Origin of the sequence: Pseudomonas sp. HS6, from assembly GCF_023375815.1 — a bacterium.
In the GTDB taxonomy this organism is placed as follows: Bacteria; Pseudomonadota; Gammaproteobacteria; order Pseudomonadales; family Pseudomonadaceae; genus Aquipseudomonas.
In genome coordinates this window covers 2,705,793-2,720,995 of the sequence record NZ_CP067412.1, presented here as the reverse complement: position 1 = coordinate 2,720,995, position 15,203 = coordinate 2,705,793, and the positions used below count along the sequence as shown (strand labels likewise).

Genomic DNA, 15,203 nt, shown 5'->3' with positions numbered 1-15,203 from the left:
GTTTCCTTCGAGTCAGAGGGTTCGGGCGTAAAACGCCGTCAGCTGTTCCATGGCGACGTCGACGTAGGCCGGCACCCAATAGGTTTCGATGTGCGTGGCACCTTCGATCTTGAACAGGGTTTTGTCCTGAGTCCCGCTGGCCTTGGCAAAGGCCTGCTCCGACATGTACAGGCTGTCGGCCTTGCTGCCGGCGATCATCAGCAACGGCTTGTCGATCAGTTCGATCTGGTCGGTGGCGTCGAAACTCATCAGGTCCAGCAGGCTGCTGAGGGTGTAACGAAAGGTCGAGTTGGGATGTGCGTGGGTCTTGCCGTAATACTCGAAGCCCTGCCGGTACAGGTCGAACGGCAATTTGGCGATCTGCTCGTCGGTCAATTTGGCATCGCCGACGTAGAGGACTTCGCCGCCGGCGGCTTCCTGGGCGCGGGCGGCCGAGGCTTGCTGCAAGCGCTGCTGGATGGTGTCGCGTTGCGAGTCCTGATAACCGTTGCGGCGCACCAGCCCGGAATTGAACATGCTCACCGTGGCAATCGAGCGGAAGCGTTTGTCGGTCTGCGCGGCCTTCAACGAATAACCGCCACCGCCACAGATGCCGAGCAAACCGAGATGCGCACTGTCGACGCCGGGGTAGCTGGCGATGAAGTCGGCCATGCCATGAATGTCTTCGACACGGTTGGCCGGTTTGTCGATGTTGCGTGGTTCGCCACCGCTCGCGCCTTGATAGGCCGCGTCCGCCGTGATCGTGATGTAGCCCTGATCGGCCAGACGCTGAGCGTACAAACCGGCGACCTGCTCTTTCACACCGCCATTGGGATGCGCGACGACAACGGCAGGATAGTGCCGGGCCGGATCGTAGTTCGCGGGGGTGTAAACGTTGGCGGAAATGGCCAGGCCATTGAGCGTGTAGGTCACCGGGTGAATGTTGACCTTGCCCGGCTCGTTTCGGGTGATCGCGCCACCGTAGGTCAAGGTGAACGGGTTCTGCCGGTAATCGGCCGCTTCGACTTCAGCGCCGGACATTCCGATCATCGCGGCCAGCACCGCAGCCTTCATCGTGGTTCGCGTCATTTGCATTCTCCATTCCATCAATACGGTATGGAGATGCAAACTACCCTTCGGCGATTGATTGATAAACGGCACTAATTGGATAGCACTGATACCAGAATCACATAAGTCTAGCGCTCGACTTCGTAACTGTGGACTCGCGACGTTGGCCCGCAGTCGAGCGGGCCAACACCGATCCTCTTAAACTGCCCTCTGCCCTACCCACCGGTGCCGATAAGCCAGCCCCGCCTGCAAGCCGAACGCGAGCACCACCGTCGCCGGCGCAGAAAAACTGCCGGGAACACCGCCCACCCACATCAGCAACAACCCCAGCGCCGTGGCGGCGAACCACGCCATCAGGCCGACCGGGTTGAACGCCGGGCTGCGTTGGAGTGCGCCTTCGTCATTGCTGCCATAGACAATCTGCGCCAATGCCACACCGACCCAGGCGACCACAAAAATGCCCTGATAAGCCAATGCCTTGAGCAGGTAGGAAAACACGTCGGCGAGCATCAAGCCGTAGACGATCACCCCGACCACCAATGCCCACAGCAGATAGGAACCGCGTACGCCGAAACGGCCGAAGAATGCCTGCATGTTGAGGGTCGCCAGGTAGTAGTTGGCGGTGTTGATCCGGGTTTGTGTGGCCCAGACGAACAGCAGGCCCCACAACCCCATCAACTGCAGAATTGCCATCACCACAGAGACTTCGTTCAGCGTGCCTTCATGAGGAATACTGCTGACCAGATAGATGCCTGCCGCGCCGTTGAGCAGAAAAGTCACGGCATAGAACGGCATGCCGAAGTTCCAGCGACCGTGATACTCAGCATCCTGCGGCTTGCCGAAACGGGCGTAGTCGAAGGTAAACAGCATCAGGATCCAGACGCCCATGTACGCCACAAAGCAATCCCACCAGCCGAAGGTCGCGGGGGTTGCCGGGCCGAAATCGAGCCATTGCGGCTGGTAGCCATAACGGCTGATCGACAGCCCGACCGCCACCAGCAAACCGCCCAGGTACACCGGCAACAACACGCCGTTGAGCTTGTCCAGCCAGTGTTGCACGCTACCCAGAATCATCGGCACGCTGTACAGCACCACCAGCAGGGCCGCCAGTGGATAGACCAGTTCCGGGTACAGGTGATTGAGCGCCACGGCGATCACCGACCCTTCGAACACGGCGTAGTAAATCGCCGTCGAAAAGAAAATCAACGTGGCCAGGCATGCCCCCGTCCGGCCGAACAGCACGCTTGAAAACAACGCGACCGACCATCCGCTGCGCATGGCGAAACGGCTGAGAACGCTGTTGACCAGTCCATAACTGATCACCGACAGCACCATCCCGATCAGCGCATTGCGTGCGCCGAAAGACAAGGCCAGCGAAGCGCCGACCACGATGTAGAACATGGCGCTGCACACGGCCCACCAGGCCATGGTCAGAGACAGTCGGCCCATGCGGGCTTCGGCTGAAACGGGATGATGGGCCGGGTCTTGCCCGGTTTGACTCGATTGCGATAAAGCAGCCATATGCGTGTACTCCAGAACCAGTCAAAGGTTGAAGCGCGGGCAGCCTTCACCGCACCGAAGTGCGGCGTTGGCCTGGCGTGTGGCAGGGCCCGCGCGGTGCGGCGGGCAGAGTCAGGAAGGGAAAAGCTTGCTCAGGCAGCTGAGTTTTTTCTTGTAGGAGCGCCGTGCATCCAGGGCTTCTTCGAGGCTGACCGCCACAAAGCGAGCCTTCTGGTTGGGCTGCATCTGCCCGATCAGATCCAGGTCGGCACTGATGACGGTGCCGATCATGGCGTAACCACCCCCCGATACGGCATCGCGATGCAGCACGATGGGTTCGAGGCCGGCGGGCACCTGAATCGAGCCGATCGGGTAGCAGCTGTCAACGATGTTCGACGGATCGGAGCCTGCACCAAATGGTTGTTCTCGCGGCTGGAAGTCCAGCGCGCTGCCGCCCTTGAAGCGATAGCCGATGCGGTCTGCTTCCGATCCGACTGTCCAGGGTTCGGCGAAAAAGCTCTTCGCTGCCGTGTCGGTTAGGCGATCGTAATAAAGTCCCGGCACCACGCGCAGAGTGATCTCCCCGCCCAGTGACTGGCGCAGCGCCATCGGCAGACTGGCCCCGGCACGCCCCTTGCCGCTGGATTTGCCCACCGGCAATTCGTCTCCGGCGATCAAGCGTCGTCCGGCAAAACCACCCAACGCCCCGAGCGCATAAGTCGATCGACTGCCCAGCACCAGCGGCACGTCGATTCCGCCGGCCACCGCCAGATAAGCCCGGGCACCCGCCTTGGGAAAATCGAAACGCAGAACCTGGCCGGCCTTCACCGCGAACGCGGTGGCGTGATGCATTTCCACACCATCGAGTCGAGGTGCCATGTGCGCGCCGCACACCGCGACCAGTGCGTCTTGCTGAAATGCCAGCTCAGGGCCCAGCAACGTACATTCCAGCGCGGCGCAATCCGCCGCGTTGCCGACCAGATGATTGGCCGCACTCAGCGCATATTGATCGAGCGCACCGGAAGGCGGGATGCCGAGGTGGTAGTAACCTTCGCGGCCCAGATCCTGAACCGACGTGGCGAGACCGGGTTTGAGTACCTTGATCATGCCAACACCTCCTGCAGCGACACGGGATAACCGACCGGGTCGGCGAGAAACGCATCCAGTGAAAACTCCACTGGCCGGATCCGTAAATCGAAATGCCCGGCCTCCACGTCTGCAACGGCCTGGTCATACGCGGCGCGATCCATCGGCTTGAACTGCACAATGTCACCCGGGCGGAAAAACACCATGTGGTCCTTCAGGTACGCCAGTGATTGCTGCGGGTCGTAAATGGGAGCCGGAGTGACACCAAACATCTGATACCCCCCGGCACCGCGCACCGAGTAGATACAACCGAAACAACCACCGTGCCCCAGCGTCAGTTTCGGCGTGTCGGTACGTGGACGCAGATACTTGGGCACCTGCAACTGACGTTCGCGTTCGACCATCTGGAACATGAAGGGCAAACCGGCGACGAACCCCACCATCGAGACAAACCATGGCGCCCCGCTATGTGCAGCAATGAACGCATCGACATCCGCCAGGCCATTGATGCGCGCGGCGTATTCCAGATCCGTGGCGCTCGGGTCCTGATGCCGGTCGCGAAAACGCATGAGCGTTTCGTGGGTCCAGGGATCGTTGTACAGCACCGGAATTTCGATGATCCGGGTCTGCAACGTGCGTTCGGCAACGGCTTCTGCCTCGGCGCCCTGCACCGCCTCAAGCAAGGCCTTCGGCGCAATTCGATCGGGATCGAAGCGGATCTGGAAGGATGCGTTGGCCAGACACACATCGAGTACGCCATCGAGTTTCAACCGTTCCACGGCGCGGGTGACCGCCATGCCCTTGAAAAACGCCTCAAGGGACATGCTTTCACTAACCTCGGCAAACAGATGCTCATCGGCACCAAAGCTGTAGCGGATCGGACGACTCATGCTTCACCTCCGCTGCGGCGTGCGGACAGCCAGTTTTCCAGCGTCCCGGTATGAAAGTCGGCGGTTTGCAACCACGGTTGTTGCAGCAGTTCAGCGTGCAGCGACAAGGTGCTGGCCATGCCGGTCAGCAGGGTTTGCGCCACCGCGGTCCGGGCACGCGCCAGGGCTGTGGAGCGATCCGGCCCATGCACAATGAGCTTGGCCAACAGCGAGTCATAATACGGTGGCACCCGATAGCCTTCATACAGGTGGGTGTCCACACGAACGCCTTCGCCTTGCGGCCAGACCAACGATTCGACCAGACCGGGGCTGGGGAAAAAGTCCCGGGCCGGGTCTTCGGCATTCAAGCGCATTTGCAGGGCCGCGCCCTTCAGACGGATGTCACTCTGCTTCAGGCCCAGTGGTTCGCCACCGGCAATTCGCAGCATCGCCTGCACCAGATCGATGCCGGTGACCAGTTCGGTGACCGGGTGTTCCACCTGGATTCGGGTATTCATCTCGATAAAGAAGAACTCGCCGGTGACGTCGTCATACAGGTACTCCAGCGTGCCCGCCCCCTTGTAGCCGAGGGATTCGGTCAGGCGTACGGCGCTGGCGCAGAGTGTCTCCCGCTGCTGCGCGTCGAGTACCGGCGACGGTGCTTCTTCAAAGATTTTCTGACGCCGACGCTGTAGCGAACACTCGCGCTCGAACAGGTGCACGGCGTTTTTCCCGTCGCCCAGAACCTGTACTTCGATGTGCCGGGCCTTGCCGATAAAACGCTCCAGATACACCGCACCATTACCGAAAGCGGCCTGCGCCTCGCGCTGCGAGCGGGGAAACTCTTCACTCAATTGCGCGGCACTTTCTGCCAGACGAATACCCCGCCCGCCGCCCCCGGCCGAGGCTTTGATCAGCAACGGGTAACCGACCGATTCGGCCGCCCGAAGCGCCGACTCGACATCAAACAGCTCGCCCGGCGAACCCGGCACCACTGGAACCCCTGCCGCCTGGGCAGTACGCCGAGCCTCGGCCTTGTCGCCCATGCGCCGGATCGTGTCCGGGTCCGGCCCGACGAAAATCGCGCCGCTGGCAATCACGGCTTCGGCAAACCCCGCGTTCTCGGACAGAAAACCATATCCAGGGTGAACCGCATTGGCGCCCGTCGCTTGCAGGGCACCCAGCAGAGCCTCGATGTTCAAGTAGCTTTTATCGGCGCGGGCCGGCCCCAGAAGATGCACCTCATCGGCCAGGCGCGCTGCCTGAGAGTCGATATCTGCCTCGCTGCACGCGGCAACGGTGGGAATACCCAGGGCCTTGGCCGCACGGATAATCCGCACGGCGATTTCGCCACGGTTGGCGACCAGCAATTTACGAATAGGTTGAGTCATGTTCACGCCCTCACTCGCTATCAAGCGTAGCGACGACCTGACCCGGCTCCACCGGATCACCGTCTTCAACCTGAAAGGCACTGAGGCGCCCCGCCGTCCCGGCGGTCAGTTCGGAAAACTGCTTCATGACTTCGATCAGGCCAATCACCGTGTCGGCGCTGACAAGATCGCCGACCTCGACGTAATTCGCCGAATCAGGCGTGGCCTTTCGGTAGAAAGTCCCGGGTAACGGGGTGATGACAGTGTGTTCGGCCATGTCTGTTCCTCTTGGAATAGTTGTAGAAAGGCAGGCAAAAAATCGATGTTTGAACACCGGCGTCTGTGTGCCGGGTGTTTCGTTTTTATTCAGCGGGGGCGGCGCACCTCGATCCCGGCGGCATCGAGCGCATTGCGGGTGGCTTCGACCAGAGCCAGCGCCCCCGGCGTATCGCTGTGCAGACAGATGGAGTCGAACTCGATCGCCAGATCCTCCCCCTCGACGGTGCGCACCACGCCCTCCTGGCAAGCGCGCAGCACACGGGCGGCGACAAATCCCGGATCGTAGGCGCGAACATTGCGGGTGAAGACGATGGAGCCACTCAAGTCGTATTCGCGGTCTGCATAGAATTCGCGAACAACCGGTTGGCCGAGCTCTTTGGCGACACGCCAGATAACCGAATCCGGCATGCAATACAGCAACAGATCCGGTTCCAGCCGTTGCAGGTTTTCCACCAGCAGACGCGCTGCTTCTTCGTCCCGGGCCAGGTGCATGTACAGCGCGCCGTGAGGCTTGATGTGTTGCAGCGCCACGCCCTGCACCCGTGCCAGTTCGCGCAGTGCGCCCAGTTGATAAAGGATGTCGTCGACCAGTTCCTGAGCCGGTGCATTGATGTGTCGGCGGCCGAACCCCACCAGGTCGCGAAACCCCGGATGAGCACCGATGCCGACCTTCAGACGCTTGGCGAGCTCGACGGTGCGACGCATGGTGCCGGGATCGCCGGCATGGAAACCGGTGGCAATGTTGGCGGAACTGATGAACGCCATCAGTTCGTTGTCGACACCATCGCCGATGGTCCACGGGCCGAATCCTTCGCCCATGTCCGAGTTGAAATCTACTGCCTGCATAACCCTTGCTCCTGACACTTGTGACTTCATGCAGGCCACGTTAAATTCCCGCCAACCCCTTGGGAAGATCTATTAACAGATAGGGTATCTTCTGAAAAACAGATACCTGAAAAACAGGAACACCCATGTCGTTGACCTTGCGTCAGATTCGCTACTTCGTTGCCACCGCGGAGATCGGGCAGATATCCCAGGCAGCGATTCATCTGAATATTTCCCAGTCGGCGGTGACCACGGCGATCAAGGAACTGGAAGGCATGCTCGGCACATTGCTGTTCCAGCGTTCGGCTCAAGGCATGAGCCTGACGGATGCCGGTCGGCACTTCCTGAACCGCGCCTACGTGATCTTGCGCAGCGTCGACGACGCGCTGAACAGCCCGCTACCCGACATTCGCGCCAGTGGCCTGATTCGCCTGGCCGCGAGCTACACGGTGATCGGCTATTTTCTGCCGCATCATCTGCAACGGCTGGAACACTGGCACCCGGACGTCGCCATCGAAGTCCACGAGCAGGAACGGCAGGCCATCGAACAAGGATTGCTGGAAGGAAAATTCGATATGGCGGTGGTGCTTACCGCGAATCTCACGCACCCCGACATCGTTTCGGAAACCCTGTTCAACTCCGAACGCCGTCTGTGGCTGCCCAGCCACCATCCGCTCTGTGAGCGCTCGGCCGTCAGCCTTGCGGATGTCGCGCTGGAACCCTACATCCTGCTGACCGTGGATGAAGCTGAACAAAGTGCCATGCGCTATTGGGAAAACGCCCGCCAACAACCCAACGTGCGGGTGCGTACCAGTTCTGTAGAGGCTGTGCGCAGCATGGTCGCCAATGGCAGCGGCGTGGCGATTCTCTCGGACCTGGTGCACCGCCCCTGGTCGCTGGAAGGCAAGCGCATCGAGACCCTGACCATCACCGACAAGGTGACCCCGATGAGCGTCGGCCTGGCCTGGCACCGCGAGCGCGAATTCAGTCCGGCGATGCAGGCCTTGCGCAATTACTTCCACGATGCGTTTCTGGCCCCGCAGCAACTTTCTGCACGGCGCTGACGCACAGGATCAGGCAAGAATTCAGTAGAAATGCACTAACGGAATGCGGGTTCGGAGCGGGAGGATGGCTGTCCGACAGATCCATCGAGGACGTTCCCATGCTAGTTCAAGCCTACGGTGCCCACGCGGGCGACAAACCCCTTGAGCCGATCCAGATCAATCGCCGCGCCCCTGCGGCCCATGACGTCCAGATCGACATTGCCTTCTGCGGCATCTGCCATTCCGACCTGCACCAGGTACGTTCCGAGTGGGCCGGCACCCAATTTCCTTGCGTTCCGGGACACGAAATCGTCGGCCGCGTTTCGGCGGTCGGCGCTCATGTTTCCGAATACAAGGTCGGCGATCTGGTCGGCGTCGGTTGCATCGTCGACAGCTGCAAACACTGTGAAGACTGCGAAACCGGCCTGGAAAACTACTGCGACAGCATGATCGGCACCTACAACTTCCCGACCCCGGACGCCCCCGGCTGGACGCTCGGCGGCTACTCGCAAAACATCGTGGTGCATGAACGTTACGTGCTGCGCATCCGCCACCCCGAAGCACAACTGGCTGCCGTCGCACCGCTGCTGTGTGCGGGCATCACCACTTACTCGCCGTTGCGTCAGTGGAACGCCGGACCGGGCAAGAAAATCGGCGTGGTCGGGATCGGCGGCCTGGGCCACATGGGCATCAAACTGGCCCACGCGATGGGCGCGCACGTGGTGGCGTTCACCACGTCCGAGTCCAAGCGCGAAGCGGCGAAAGCACTGGGCGCCGATGAAGTTGTGGTGTCGAAAAATCCCGAAGAAATGGCCGCGCACACCAAGAGCTTCGACTTCATCCTCAACACCGTCGCCGCCCCTCATGATCTCGATGCGTTCCTGGTGCTGCTCAAGCGCGACGGCGCCCTGACACTGGTCGGCGCGCCCGCCTCACCGCATCCATCGCCGAACGTGTTCAACCTGATCATGAAACGCCGAACCATCGCCGGCTCGATGATCGGCGGCATTCCCGAGACCCAGGAGATGCTGGATTTCTGCGCCGAGCACGGCATCGTGTCCGACATCGAACTGATTCGCGCGGATCAGATCAACGAGTCTTATGAGCGGATGCTCAAGGGGGATGTGAAGTATCGGTTTGTGATTGATAACGCGACGTTGGGTTGAGCGATTTTCCCCACCCTTACGCGGGCTGTCAGGCTAAGCAGAGCAGTGCCACCAGTCAGTTTTCCAACTCCCTCCCTACTCGATCTATTGAATCGACTGCCTCGCCGCCATCGGCGAGGCAGGATGCATTCCGTTCGTGCCGTTGGCTCAAGACTCTTGTGTGCGTTGACAGCAGTGGCTCATCGATCCGTGATTGTTGGATACTCACCATCACCATCACCTCAAATCACAAAGCTCAAAGCTCAAAGCTCAAAGCTCAAAGATGAATACTCCCATTGCGATCGTCGGAGCAGGGCCTGAAGACTGGTTCGCTCGGCTGGATTTCTCCGATCCTGCCAAAGCCATGTCCACCCTCGCCGCAAAGTTCAAGGATTGGGCACCAGCACTGACCGCAATCATCACCGAATCGGATACCCCTCCCATACTTCGCCCGATCCGTGCCCTCCCCGTCGACCTTCAATGGAACCGTGTAGCGGGCGTTACACTGCTGGGGGACGCGGCACACCTGATGTCTCCGTTTGCGGGTGAAGGTGCCAATCTCGCACTGTACGACGGAGCCCGCTCGCAGAAGCGATCACAGCCTACCCCGGCGATATCGAAGCTGCACTGATTGCGTATGAAAAGGAACTCTTCCCCCGCAGTAAGCAAACGACTGAGGAAACGGACAAGAATGTGAAACTGTTTTTCGATGAAAACGCGCCACACAGCCTTGTCGATCTGTTCAACCGCTACCAAACAGGCCCATGAGTACTACTACTTTGCGGCGTGCCATCGACAGATGGCGTTGGCCCTTGTGTTCTTTCTGCCCTGGGAACAGGGTGTTCAAAGCTCCCTGCTCGATTGATGGCGGTGATCGTCATCATGCGTGATGTGCAACCCTTCTCGACAAACCTTGCTTCGATGGCCTGAGAACAGCCTTTCAACTGTCGGTCTGCGGCTACAGAAAAATCGGTATCGACTATTCCTGGCAATGGGCATTAACGTTATCGTCCTGCCACAGGCACACAGGTCGCCGCAGGCTTCGACCTGTCGAAAAGACTTCACTCAAAAGGAACTGAAATTGAACGGCAACCAAAAAACCGAGCCGACAATAAACAGGAAAACAGCCAGAGAGCTCGAACTGATCCAATTCAAATCCGGCTACGAAGACGGAACAATCATTGCCCAGCAACAACACATGAACTCTGTGCTTGGAGCGATATCTTTTGCATTTTTTCTTGCGCTATTTAGCGCAGGGCCGGATGCGTTTTCCAAACCAGCCCTTATAGTCTCGGAGATCTCTTTTTCGGCCAGCCTGGTTTCAAACATACTACTTTTCTTTTTTTACAAAACAGTTTCCGGAAAAAAAGATCTCGAGTACATCTGGGACTTTGAGCAAACGAGCTATGCAGAGATATTTAAAACGATCGCTTTGTTTGCACCAATAATTGGCACGTTCTCCTTGATTTTTCACTACTCAACGCTCGCCTTCATTTTTTCAGCCTTTATTGCTGTCGTTGGTTTTGCAACCTTCCTCTTGGCAAAAAACCAAATATCCTTGCGAGATTCATTACTAAGTGAGTATCGGTTATCCCTGCTTTACGCTGGACGCGACGAAGACTATTTCACTTTAAAAAAACACGAATTCAAACAAAAACCCTCAGCAGAAGAGCTCAAAATAAACAAATATGATTATTCCATTTGCAACCAGAAAAAAGAGCTGATTGGAGTTGTAACTCTCCATCATCAAGCCGTAGTGGGTGACATCATAGAAATCGCAGATTCCGAACCGCTTACAGTTCTGCGCATAATTCACAACGAGAGAGCTACCAAGCTCATTTGCAAGGAGTACACGGAAGACACCAGTGCTATCGACTGACTGTGTGCTTTTAGTCGAGCCTTTACTCATTGATCTTTCCCCCCACACCCAGTAAAAAACCCTCTCCCTTTTCCACCCTTGCAAGGAGCAGCGGATGCTCGAGCTATCCACGGATCGACTGGACCTGCGCACGATGGTCGAGTCCGACTGGCCGCTGTTCCTCAGGCTGCATTCCGAGCCGCAGACCATGCAGTACGTTTTCGGCGAAATTGCCGAGGAGCAGGTTCGCCAGGGTTTCGAACATCGGCTCCCGTCGTGGGGGCCTCAGTCGGAGCACTGGTTGTGCCTGGTGGTGAGCGACAGGGCCAGTGGGCAAGAGCTGGGTGTGACCGGTTTTCGCATTCTGTCGCCGGGGCATGCCGAAGTGGGATGCCTGCTGTTGCCGGAACATCAGGGCAAAGGCTTTGGTACCGAGTCGCGAAAAGCGATCATCGACTACGCCGCCGACATCGGGCTGGACTCGTTGGAGTCGACCGTGACCGACGGTAATATCGCGTCCTGCAAGGTGTTGGAGAAATGCGGCTTTGTGTTCGCACATCGTGTGCCGCAGGCCTATCAGATCGGTGATCGGTGGTTCGACGATCTGATCTATCACTATCAAATCCGCTGAGCCTTGCGCTCAACGACTCGCCAAGGAGGCCTCTCGTCGTGAATCCCTATCAATGCCTGCCACCCCGTTCCTTCTGGCGTACAGCCGTGGCTGACCAGCCCGCGCTGGACATCGGTGAGCTGTGGACACCGCAGTTCGAGATCGACAACAAGGACGCCATCGTCACCGCCGGCTCCTGTTTCGCCCAGCACATCGGCCGGGCGCTGGTTGCGCGCGGCATGAACTGGCTGGATGCGGAGCCCGCCCCGGATGCGTTGCCCGAGGCCGACTGGAAGGCCCACAACTACGGAGTGTTTTCGTTCCGCACCGGCAATCTTTATACCCCGGCGATGTTGTGCCAATGGCTCGAATGGGCGCTGGGCGTGAGCGCTCCGCCGGATGAGACCTGGGTTCATGACGGGCGTTTCTTCGATCCGTACCGCCCCGCCGTGGAACCGGACGGATTTGCCAGCGAGCAGGCGCTGTGGGAGTCGCGCGAAGCTACCCTGGACGCCATCCGCGAAGCGCTGCGCCGGGCCAAGGTGTTTGTGTTCACCCTCGGTCTGACCGAAGCCTGGCAACATCGACAAACCGGTCTGGTGTATCCCGTGTGCCCCGGCACCGTGCGCGGCACCTTCGATCCACAGCTCCACCGGTTCTGCAATTTCGGCTTCATGGACACTTATGGCGACATGGTCAGGGCGCTGGAGTTGATGCGTTCGATCAACCCGCAACTGCGCCTGCTGCTCACCGTTTCACCGGTGCCTTTGACCGCAACCGCCACGGGCCAGCATGTGCTGAGCTCGACGACCTATTCCAAATCGGTCCTGCGCGCCGTGGCCGGGCAGTTGTGCGAAGACCTGCCCGACGTCGACTATTTCCCGTCCTACGAAATCATCACCGGTACGCCGTTCAAGGGCGCGTTCTATCAGCCCAACCAGCGGGAAGTCACACCAGAAGGCGTGGCGTTCGTGATGCAGCAATTCTTTGCCGGACTTGAAGCCGTCCAGTCGGTGCAGGCGCCGAGCACCTCCACCCGTGTGTCCAGCGAGGATCTTGTCTGTGAAGACGCCGTACTCGATTACTACGCCTAGGTTTCTGCTGCTGGGCGACTCCCATGCCGGCGTCATCGGCAAGGCGGCGCAGGCTCGTGAGCTGCCTTTCGGCGGCGGTCCGCTGGGAACCGGTCGGGACTTCGCCGTCGATTTCTTCAGCCTGGCGCGCAATGACGTGGTCTTTCGGGATGGGGAAATGGATCGGCTGTATCGTCAGGCCCTCGACACGCTCGAAGTGCCGCAACTGGCGAAGGTCAGCGTGCCGCTGGTGAGCACTATCGGCCTGAGCCTGCACTACCTCGCCACCGCGCCGAACTGGACCTGCTACCAGAATGCGCACGGCGAGTTCGACGACGGTTTTCTCGCCGGGCCATTGTTCGAGGCGGTCATCGACACCCTGTCCCGCCCCGCGCTGGCCTTCTATGAGCAGGCCCTGGCGCTGAACCTCAAGGTGTTCGCTGTGCTGCCGCCGCAACGGGTGCCGGAGCTGTCCGACCCGCGCGTGTTCATGGCCGCGCAGTCATTGTTGATCGAGCGCCTGCAAGGCCTGGGCGTCGAGCTGATCGACGTGCGAGAGGCGGCGAACGATGAGCAGGGTTTTCAGCGTCAGGCGTACTGCGAAGTGGATGACCCGCTGCACGGCAATCTGGCGTTCGGTGAGTTGATCGTCGAGCAACTGATCCGTCACGGCATTTAAAAAAAGAGGGAGCACGTTGCTCCCTCTGATGTTTCCAATGCCATCAAGCCTTGGGCTGCGTCCCGAGGATCGTCACCCGCTCGCCATAACGTGAATGCGGGAAGTAATCCCAAATCGCGTGGTGCTGGGTGCAGCGGTTGTCCCAGAACACCAACGTGTTCGGCGCCCAGCGAACGCGGCAACTGAGGGACGGCTCCCGGGCGACCAGGTCGAACAGCATGTTCAACAGCACCTGACTTTCGCCACCGGACAATTGCACGATGTGCGACGTAAACCCGGAATTGACGAACAGTGACTTGCGCCCGGTTTCCGGGTGACGAACCACCACCGGGTGTTCGGTCTTGGGCAGGTTGGCCGGCGCTTCATAGCCCTTCCACGGAATTGCGCCGTCGTGAATCGCGGTCAATTCGCCGAGAAACTGCTGCATCGTCGGCGAGAGCATTTCGATCGCCAGGTGCATGTTGGCGAACAACGTATCGCCACCGGTGCCAATGGCCGGGGTTTCCTTGACGTACAGCATCGACCCCATGGACGGCGCCAGGTCAGCCGTGCCGTCGGTGTGCCAGGTTTCGCCGGCCACGTAGCGCGATTGCGCATTGGCGCGGATCACCACCAGTTCCGGGTCATCGCCGTCGATGTCTTCCACCGGCAACGCCCGCAGTTCACCGAACAGCCGGCCAAACGCCTTGTGTTCCTCTACCGTCAGATGCTGATCGCGAAACACCAGCACGTGGTTCTCCAGAAAGGCCCGGCGGATTTCCGCGAGCTGATCGTCATTCAGCGGTTGTGAAAGATCGACGCCGCCGATTTCGGCGCCGATGATCGGTGTGATCCGGTCGACCGTGATGCGCTGATAGGGCGCACGCTTTTCTGCGGCGATGCGCTCGATTGCCTTGAGTGCCAACTGATCCATGTTTCCTCACCCTTTTTTATTGGAACGACGCCGACGACGGCGACAGGTTTTCGCGCAGCGAACGTGGGCGCATGTCGACCCAGTGTTGGTTGATGTAGTCCAAACAGACCTGACGTTCGCCACGCATCCCGGCCGCGCTCCAGCCGCTAGCCATCGGCTTGCCCGCCGGCCACAGGGAATACTGACCTTGGGCGTTGATCACCACAACGAATTGCAGCTGTGCGTCATTCATGTCGTTCTCCTGTTGAATGGGATTGCAGCGCCGGCAGGTGCTGGATCAGCCCTTCGGCAAGCCTGTTGAACAGCACATTCCGTTGCTCGTCGGTCTGCGCACAGGCCCAGACGCAGACCCGCGCCGACGCCGCGCACACTTGCGCGTACGCGTCAGCATCGTCAGTCGCAAAGGCCCGAGACGAGATTTCAGCATTGGCGGCGGCATGAGCCTGAGCAAACGCCGTGGCACTGGCCTCGGTATTCAATTGCGCGTAATACACCGCAAACGCTTCGGCATCGCCAAAGTGCTCGGCGATCATCACGGTGTTGGTCGGCGCGAGGCCGTAAGTCATCGCACTCGCATGGGCCTGGGCGTACGCCGTCTCGTAGGCATAGGCCCGTCGATACAGCGCGAGCAACACCGGTTTGAGCGTGGCCCGCCATTCACCCTGACGCCCGGACAAGCCGAGCGCCGCCCGTTGATGCAGGCTTTGTAATGCGAGCAGCGCTGGCCGATGTTCCGGCAATGCCTCGCACAGCATCGGCAGCACCACGTCGGCATGCCAGCGATGAACCCGCCGCAGCGACTGCGGTTCATCGAACCTGTACATCCGCTGATGCAAGACTTCGGGCTGCCCTTCGCCCAGCACCTGCATCAATGTGAACAACCAGCGAGGCATTGAAATCGACTCA

17 protein-coding genes are annotated in these 15,203 nt (G+C 59.7%); 7 read left to right on the top strand and 10 right to left on the bottom strand.

Annotation, left to right across the window (positions count from 1 at the left end):
- Positions 1-12: 12 nt before the first annotated feature.
- The 7 genes from JJN09_RS12300 to JJN09_RS12270 form a co-directional block, all read right to left on the bottom strand.
- Positions 13-1,068: an alpha/beta hydrolase gene (locus JJN09_RS12300; protein ID WP_249490369.1), complete on the bottom strand. Its 1,056-nt coding sequence runs from the start codon at positions 1,066-1,068 to the stop codon at positions 13-15.
- Positions 1,069-1,245: 177 nt separating this feature from the next.
- Positions 1,246-2,568: a cytosine permease gene (locus JJN09_RS12295; RefSeq protein ID WP_249490368.1), complete on the bottom strand. Its 1,323-nt coding sequence runs from the start codon at positions 2,566-2,568 to the stop codon at positions 1,246-1,248.
- A 111-nt stretch (positions 2,569-2,679) separates the two neighbouring features.
- Positions 2,680-3,654, bottom strand: coding sequence for a biotin-dependent carboxyltransferase family protein (locus tag JJN09_RS12290; RefSeq protein WP_249490367.1), 975 nt, complete (start codon positions 3,652-3,654; stop codon positions 2,680-2,682).
- Positions 3,651-4,523 carry an allophanate hydrolase subunit 1 gene (locus JJN09_RS12285; protein ID WP_249490366.1) on the bottom strand — a complete coding sequence of 291 codons (873 nt, stop codon included), beginning with the start codon at positions 4,521-4,523 and terminating at the stop codon, positions 3,651-3,653. Before JJN09_RS12285 ends, JJN09_RS12290 begins: the two co-directional genes overlap by 4 nt.
- Positions 4,520-5,893 carry an acetyl-CoA carboxylase biotin carboxylase subunit gene (locus JJN09_RS12280; protein WP_249490365.1) on the bottom strand — a complete coding sequence of 458 codons (1,374 nt, stop codon included), beginning with the start codon at positions 5,891-5,893 and terminating at the stop codon, positions 4,520-4,522. The genes JJN09_RS12285 and JJN09_RS12280 overlap by 4 nt, the downstream gene beginning before the upstream one ends.
- A 10-nt stretch (positions 5,894-5,903) precedes the next feature.
- Entirely contained in the window at positions 5,904-6,149 is a 246-nt protein-coding gene (locus tag JJN09_RS12275) for an acetyl-CoA carboxylase (RefSeq protein ID WP_249490364.1), read from the bottom strand.
- Positions 6,150-6,238: 89 nt separating this feature from the next.
- Complete coding sequence (locus JJN09_RS12270; protein WP_249490363.1) at positions 6,239-6,997, bottom strand: 5-oxoprolinase subunit PxpA; 759 nt, start codon at positions 6,995-6,997, stop codon at positions 6,239-6,241.
- 125 nt (positions 6,998-7,122) lie between these two features.
- Between JJN09_RS12270 and JJN09_RS12265 the strand changes: the two genes are divergently transcribed.
- The 7 genes from JJN09_RS12265 to JJN09_RS12235 all read left to right on the top strand — a co-directional run bounded on the left by JJN09_RS12265 (position 7,123) and on the right by JJN09_RS12235 (position 13,384).
- Positions 7,123-8,040: a LysR family transcriptional regulator gene (locus tag JJN09_RS12265; RefSeq protein ID WP_119429207.1), complete on the top strand. Its 918-nt coding sequence runs from the start codon at positions 7,123-7,125 to the stop codon at positions 8,038-8,040.
- Between the two features lie 98 nt (positions 8,041-8,138).
- Complete coding sequence (locus JJN09_RS12260) at positions 8,139-9,185, top strand: NAD(P)-dependent alcohol dehydrogenase (RefSeq protein ID WP_249490362.1); 1,047 nt, start codon at positions 8,139-8,141, stop codon at positions 9,183-9,185.
- A 193-nt stretch (positions 9,186-9,378) separates the two neighbouring features.
- Positions 9,379-9,795: an NAD(P)/FAD-dependent oxidoreductase gene (locus JJN09_RS12255; RefSeq protein ID WP_249490361.1), complete on the top strand. Its 417-nt coding sequence runs from the start codon at positions 9,379-9,381 to the stop codon at positions 9,793-9,795.
- 450 nt (positions 9,796-10,245) lie between these two features.
- Positions 10,246-11,043 (top strand): hypothetical protein, encoded by a 798-nt coding sequence (locus JJN09_RS12250; protein ID WP_249490360.1) that lies wholly within the window; start codon positions 10,246-10,248, stop codon positions 11,041-11,043.
- A gap of 94 nt (positions 11,044-11,137) precedes the next feature.
- The gene (locus JJN09_RS12245) at positions 11,138-11,653 is read left to right on the top strand and encodes a GNAT family N-acetyltransferase (RefSeq protein ID WP_249490359.1); all 516 of its coding nucleotides are present in this window, start codon (positions 11,138-11,140) and stop codon (positions 11,651-11,653) included.
- Positions 11,654-11,691: 38 nt separating this feature from the next.
- Positions 11,692-12,726, top strand: a complete 1,035-nt coding sequence (locus JJN09_RS12240) for a GSCFA domain-containing protein (protein ID WP_249490358.1) — start codon at positions 11,692-11,694, stop codon at positions 12,724-12,726.
- A complete protein-coding gene (locus JJN09_RS12235; RefSeq protein ID WP_249490357.1) occupies positions 12,695-13,384 on the top strand; it encodes a hypothetical protein in 690 nt (229 codons plus the stop codon). Before JJN09_RS12240 ends, JJN09_RS12235 begins: the two co-directional genes overlap by 32 nt.
- Before the next feature lie 43 nt (positions 13,385-13,427).
- On the opposite strand, the gene JJN09_RS12230 is transcribed toward JJN09_RS12235, so the two are convergent.
- From JJN09_RS12230 to JJN09_RS12220, 3 genes are read right to left on the bottom strand one after another with little or no spacing between them, the layout of a single operon-like run.
- Positions 13,428-14,297 carry a TauD/TfdA family dioxygenase gene (locus tag JJN09_RS12230; protein ID WP_249490356.1) on the bottom strand — a complete coding sequence of 290 codons (870 nt, stop codon included), beginning with the start codon at positions 14,295-14,297 and terminating at the stop codon, positions 13,428-13,430.
- Positions 14,298-14,313: 16 nt separating this feature from the next.
- A complete protein-coding gene (locus tag JJN09_RS12225; protein WP_249490355.1) occupies positions 14,314-14,529 on the bottom strand; it encodes an MbtH family NRPS accessory protein in 216 nt (71 codons plus the stop codon).
- The gene (locus JJN09_RS12220; RefSeq protein ID WP_249490354.1) at positions 14,522-15,190 is read right to left on the bottom strand and encodes a hypothetical protein; all 669 of its coding nucleotides are present in this window, start codon (positions 15,188-15,190) and stop codon (positions 14,522-14,524) included. The genes JJN09_RS12225 and JJN09_RS12220 overlap by 8 nt, the downstream gene beginning before the upstream one ends.
- Positions 15,191-15,203: the final 13 nt, after the last annotated feature.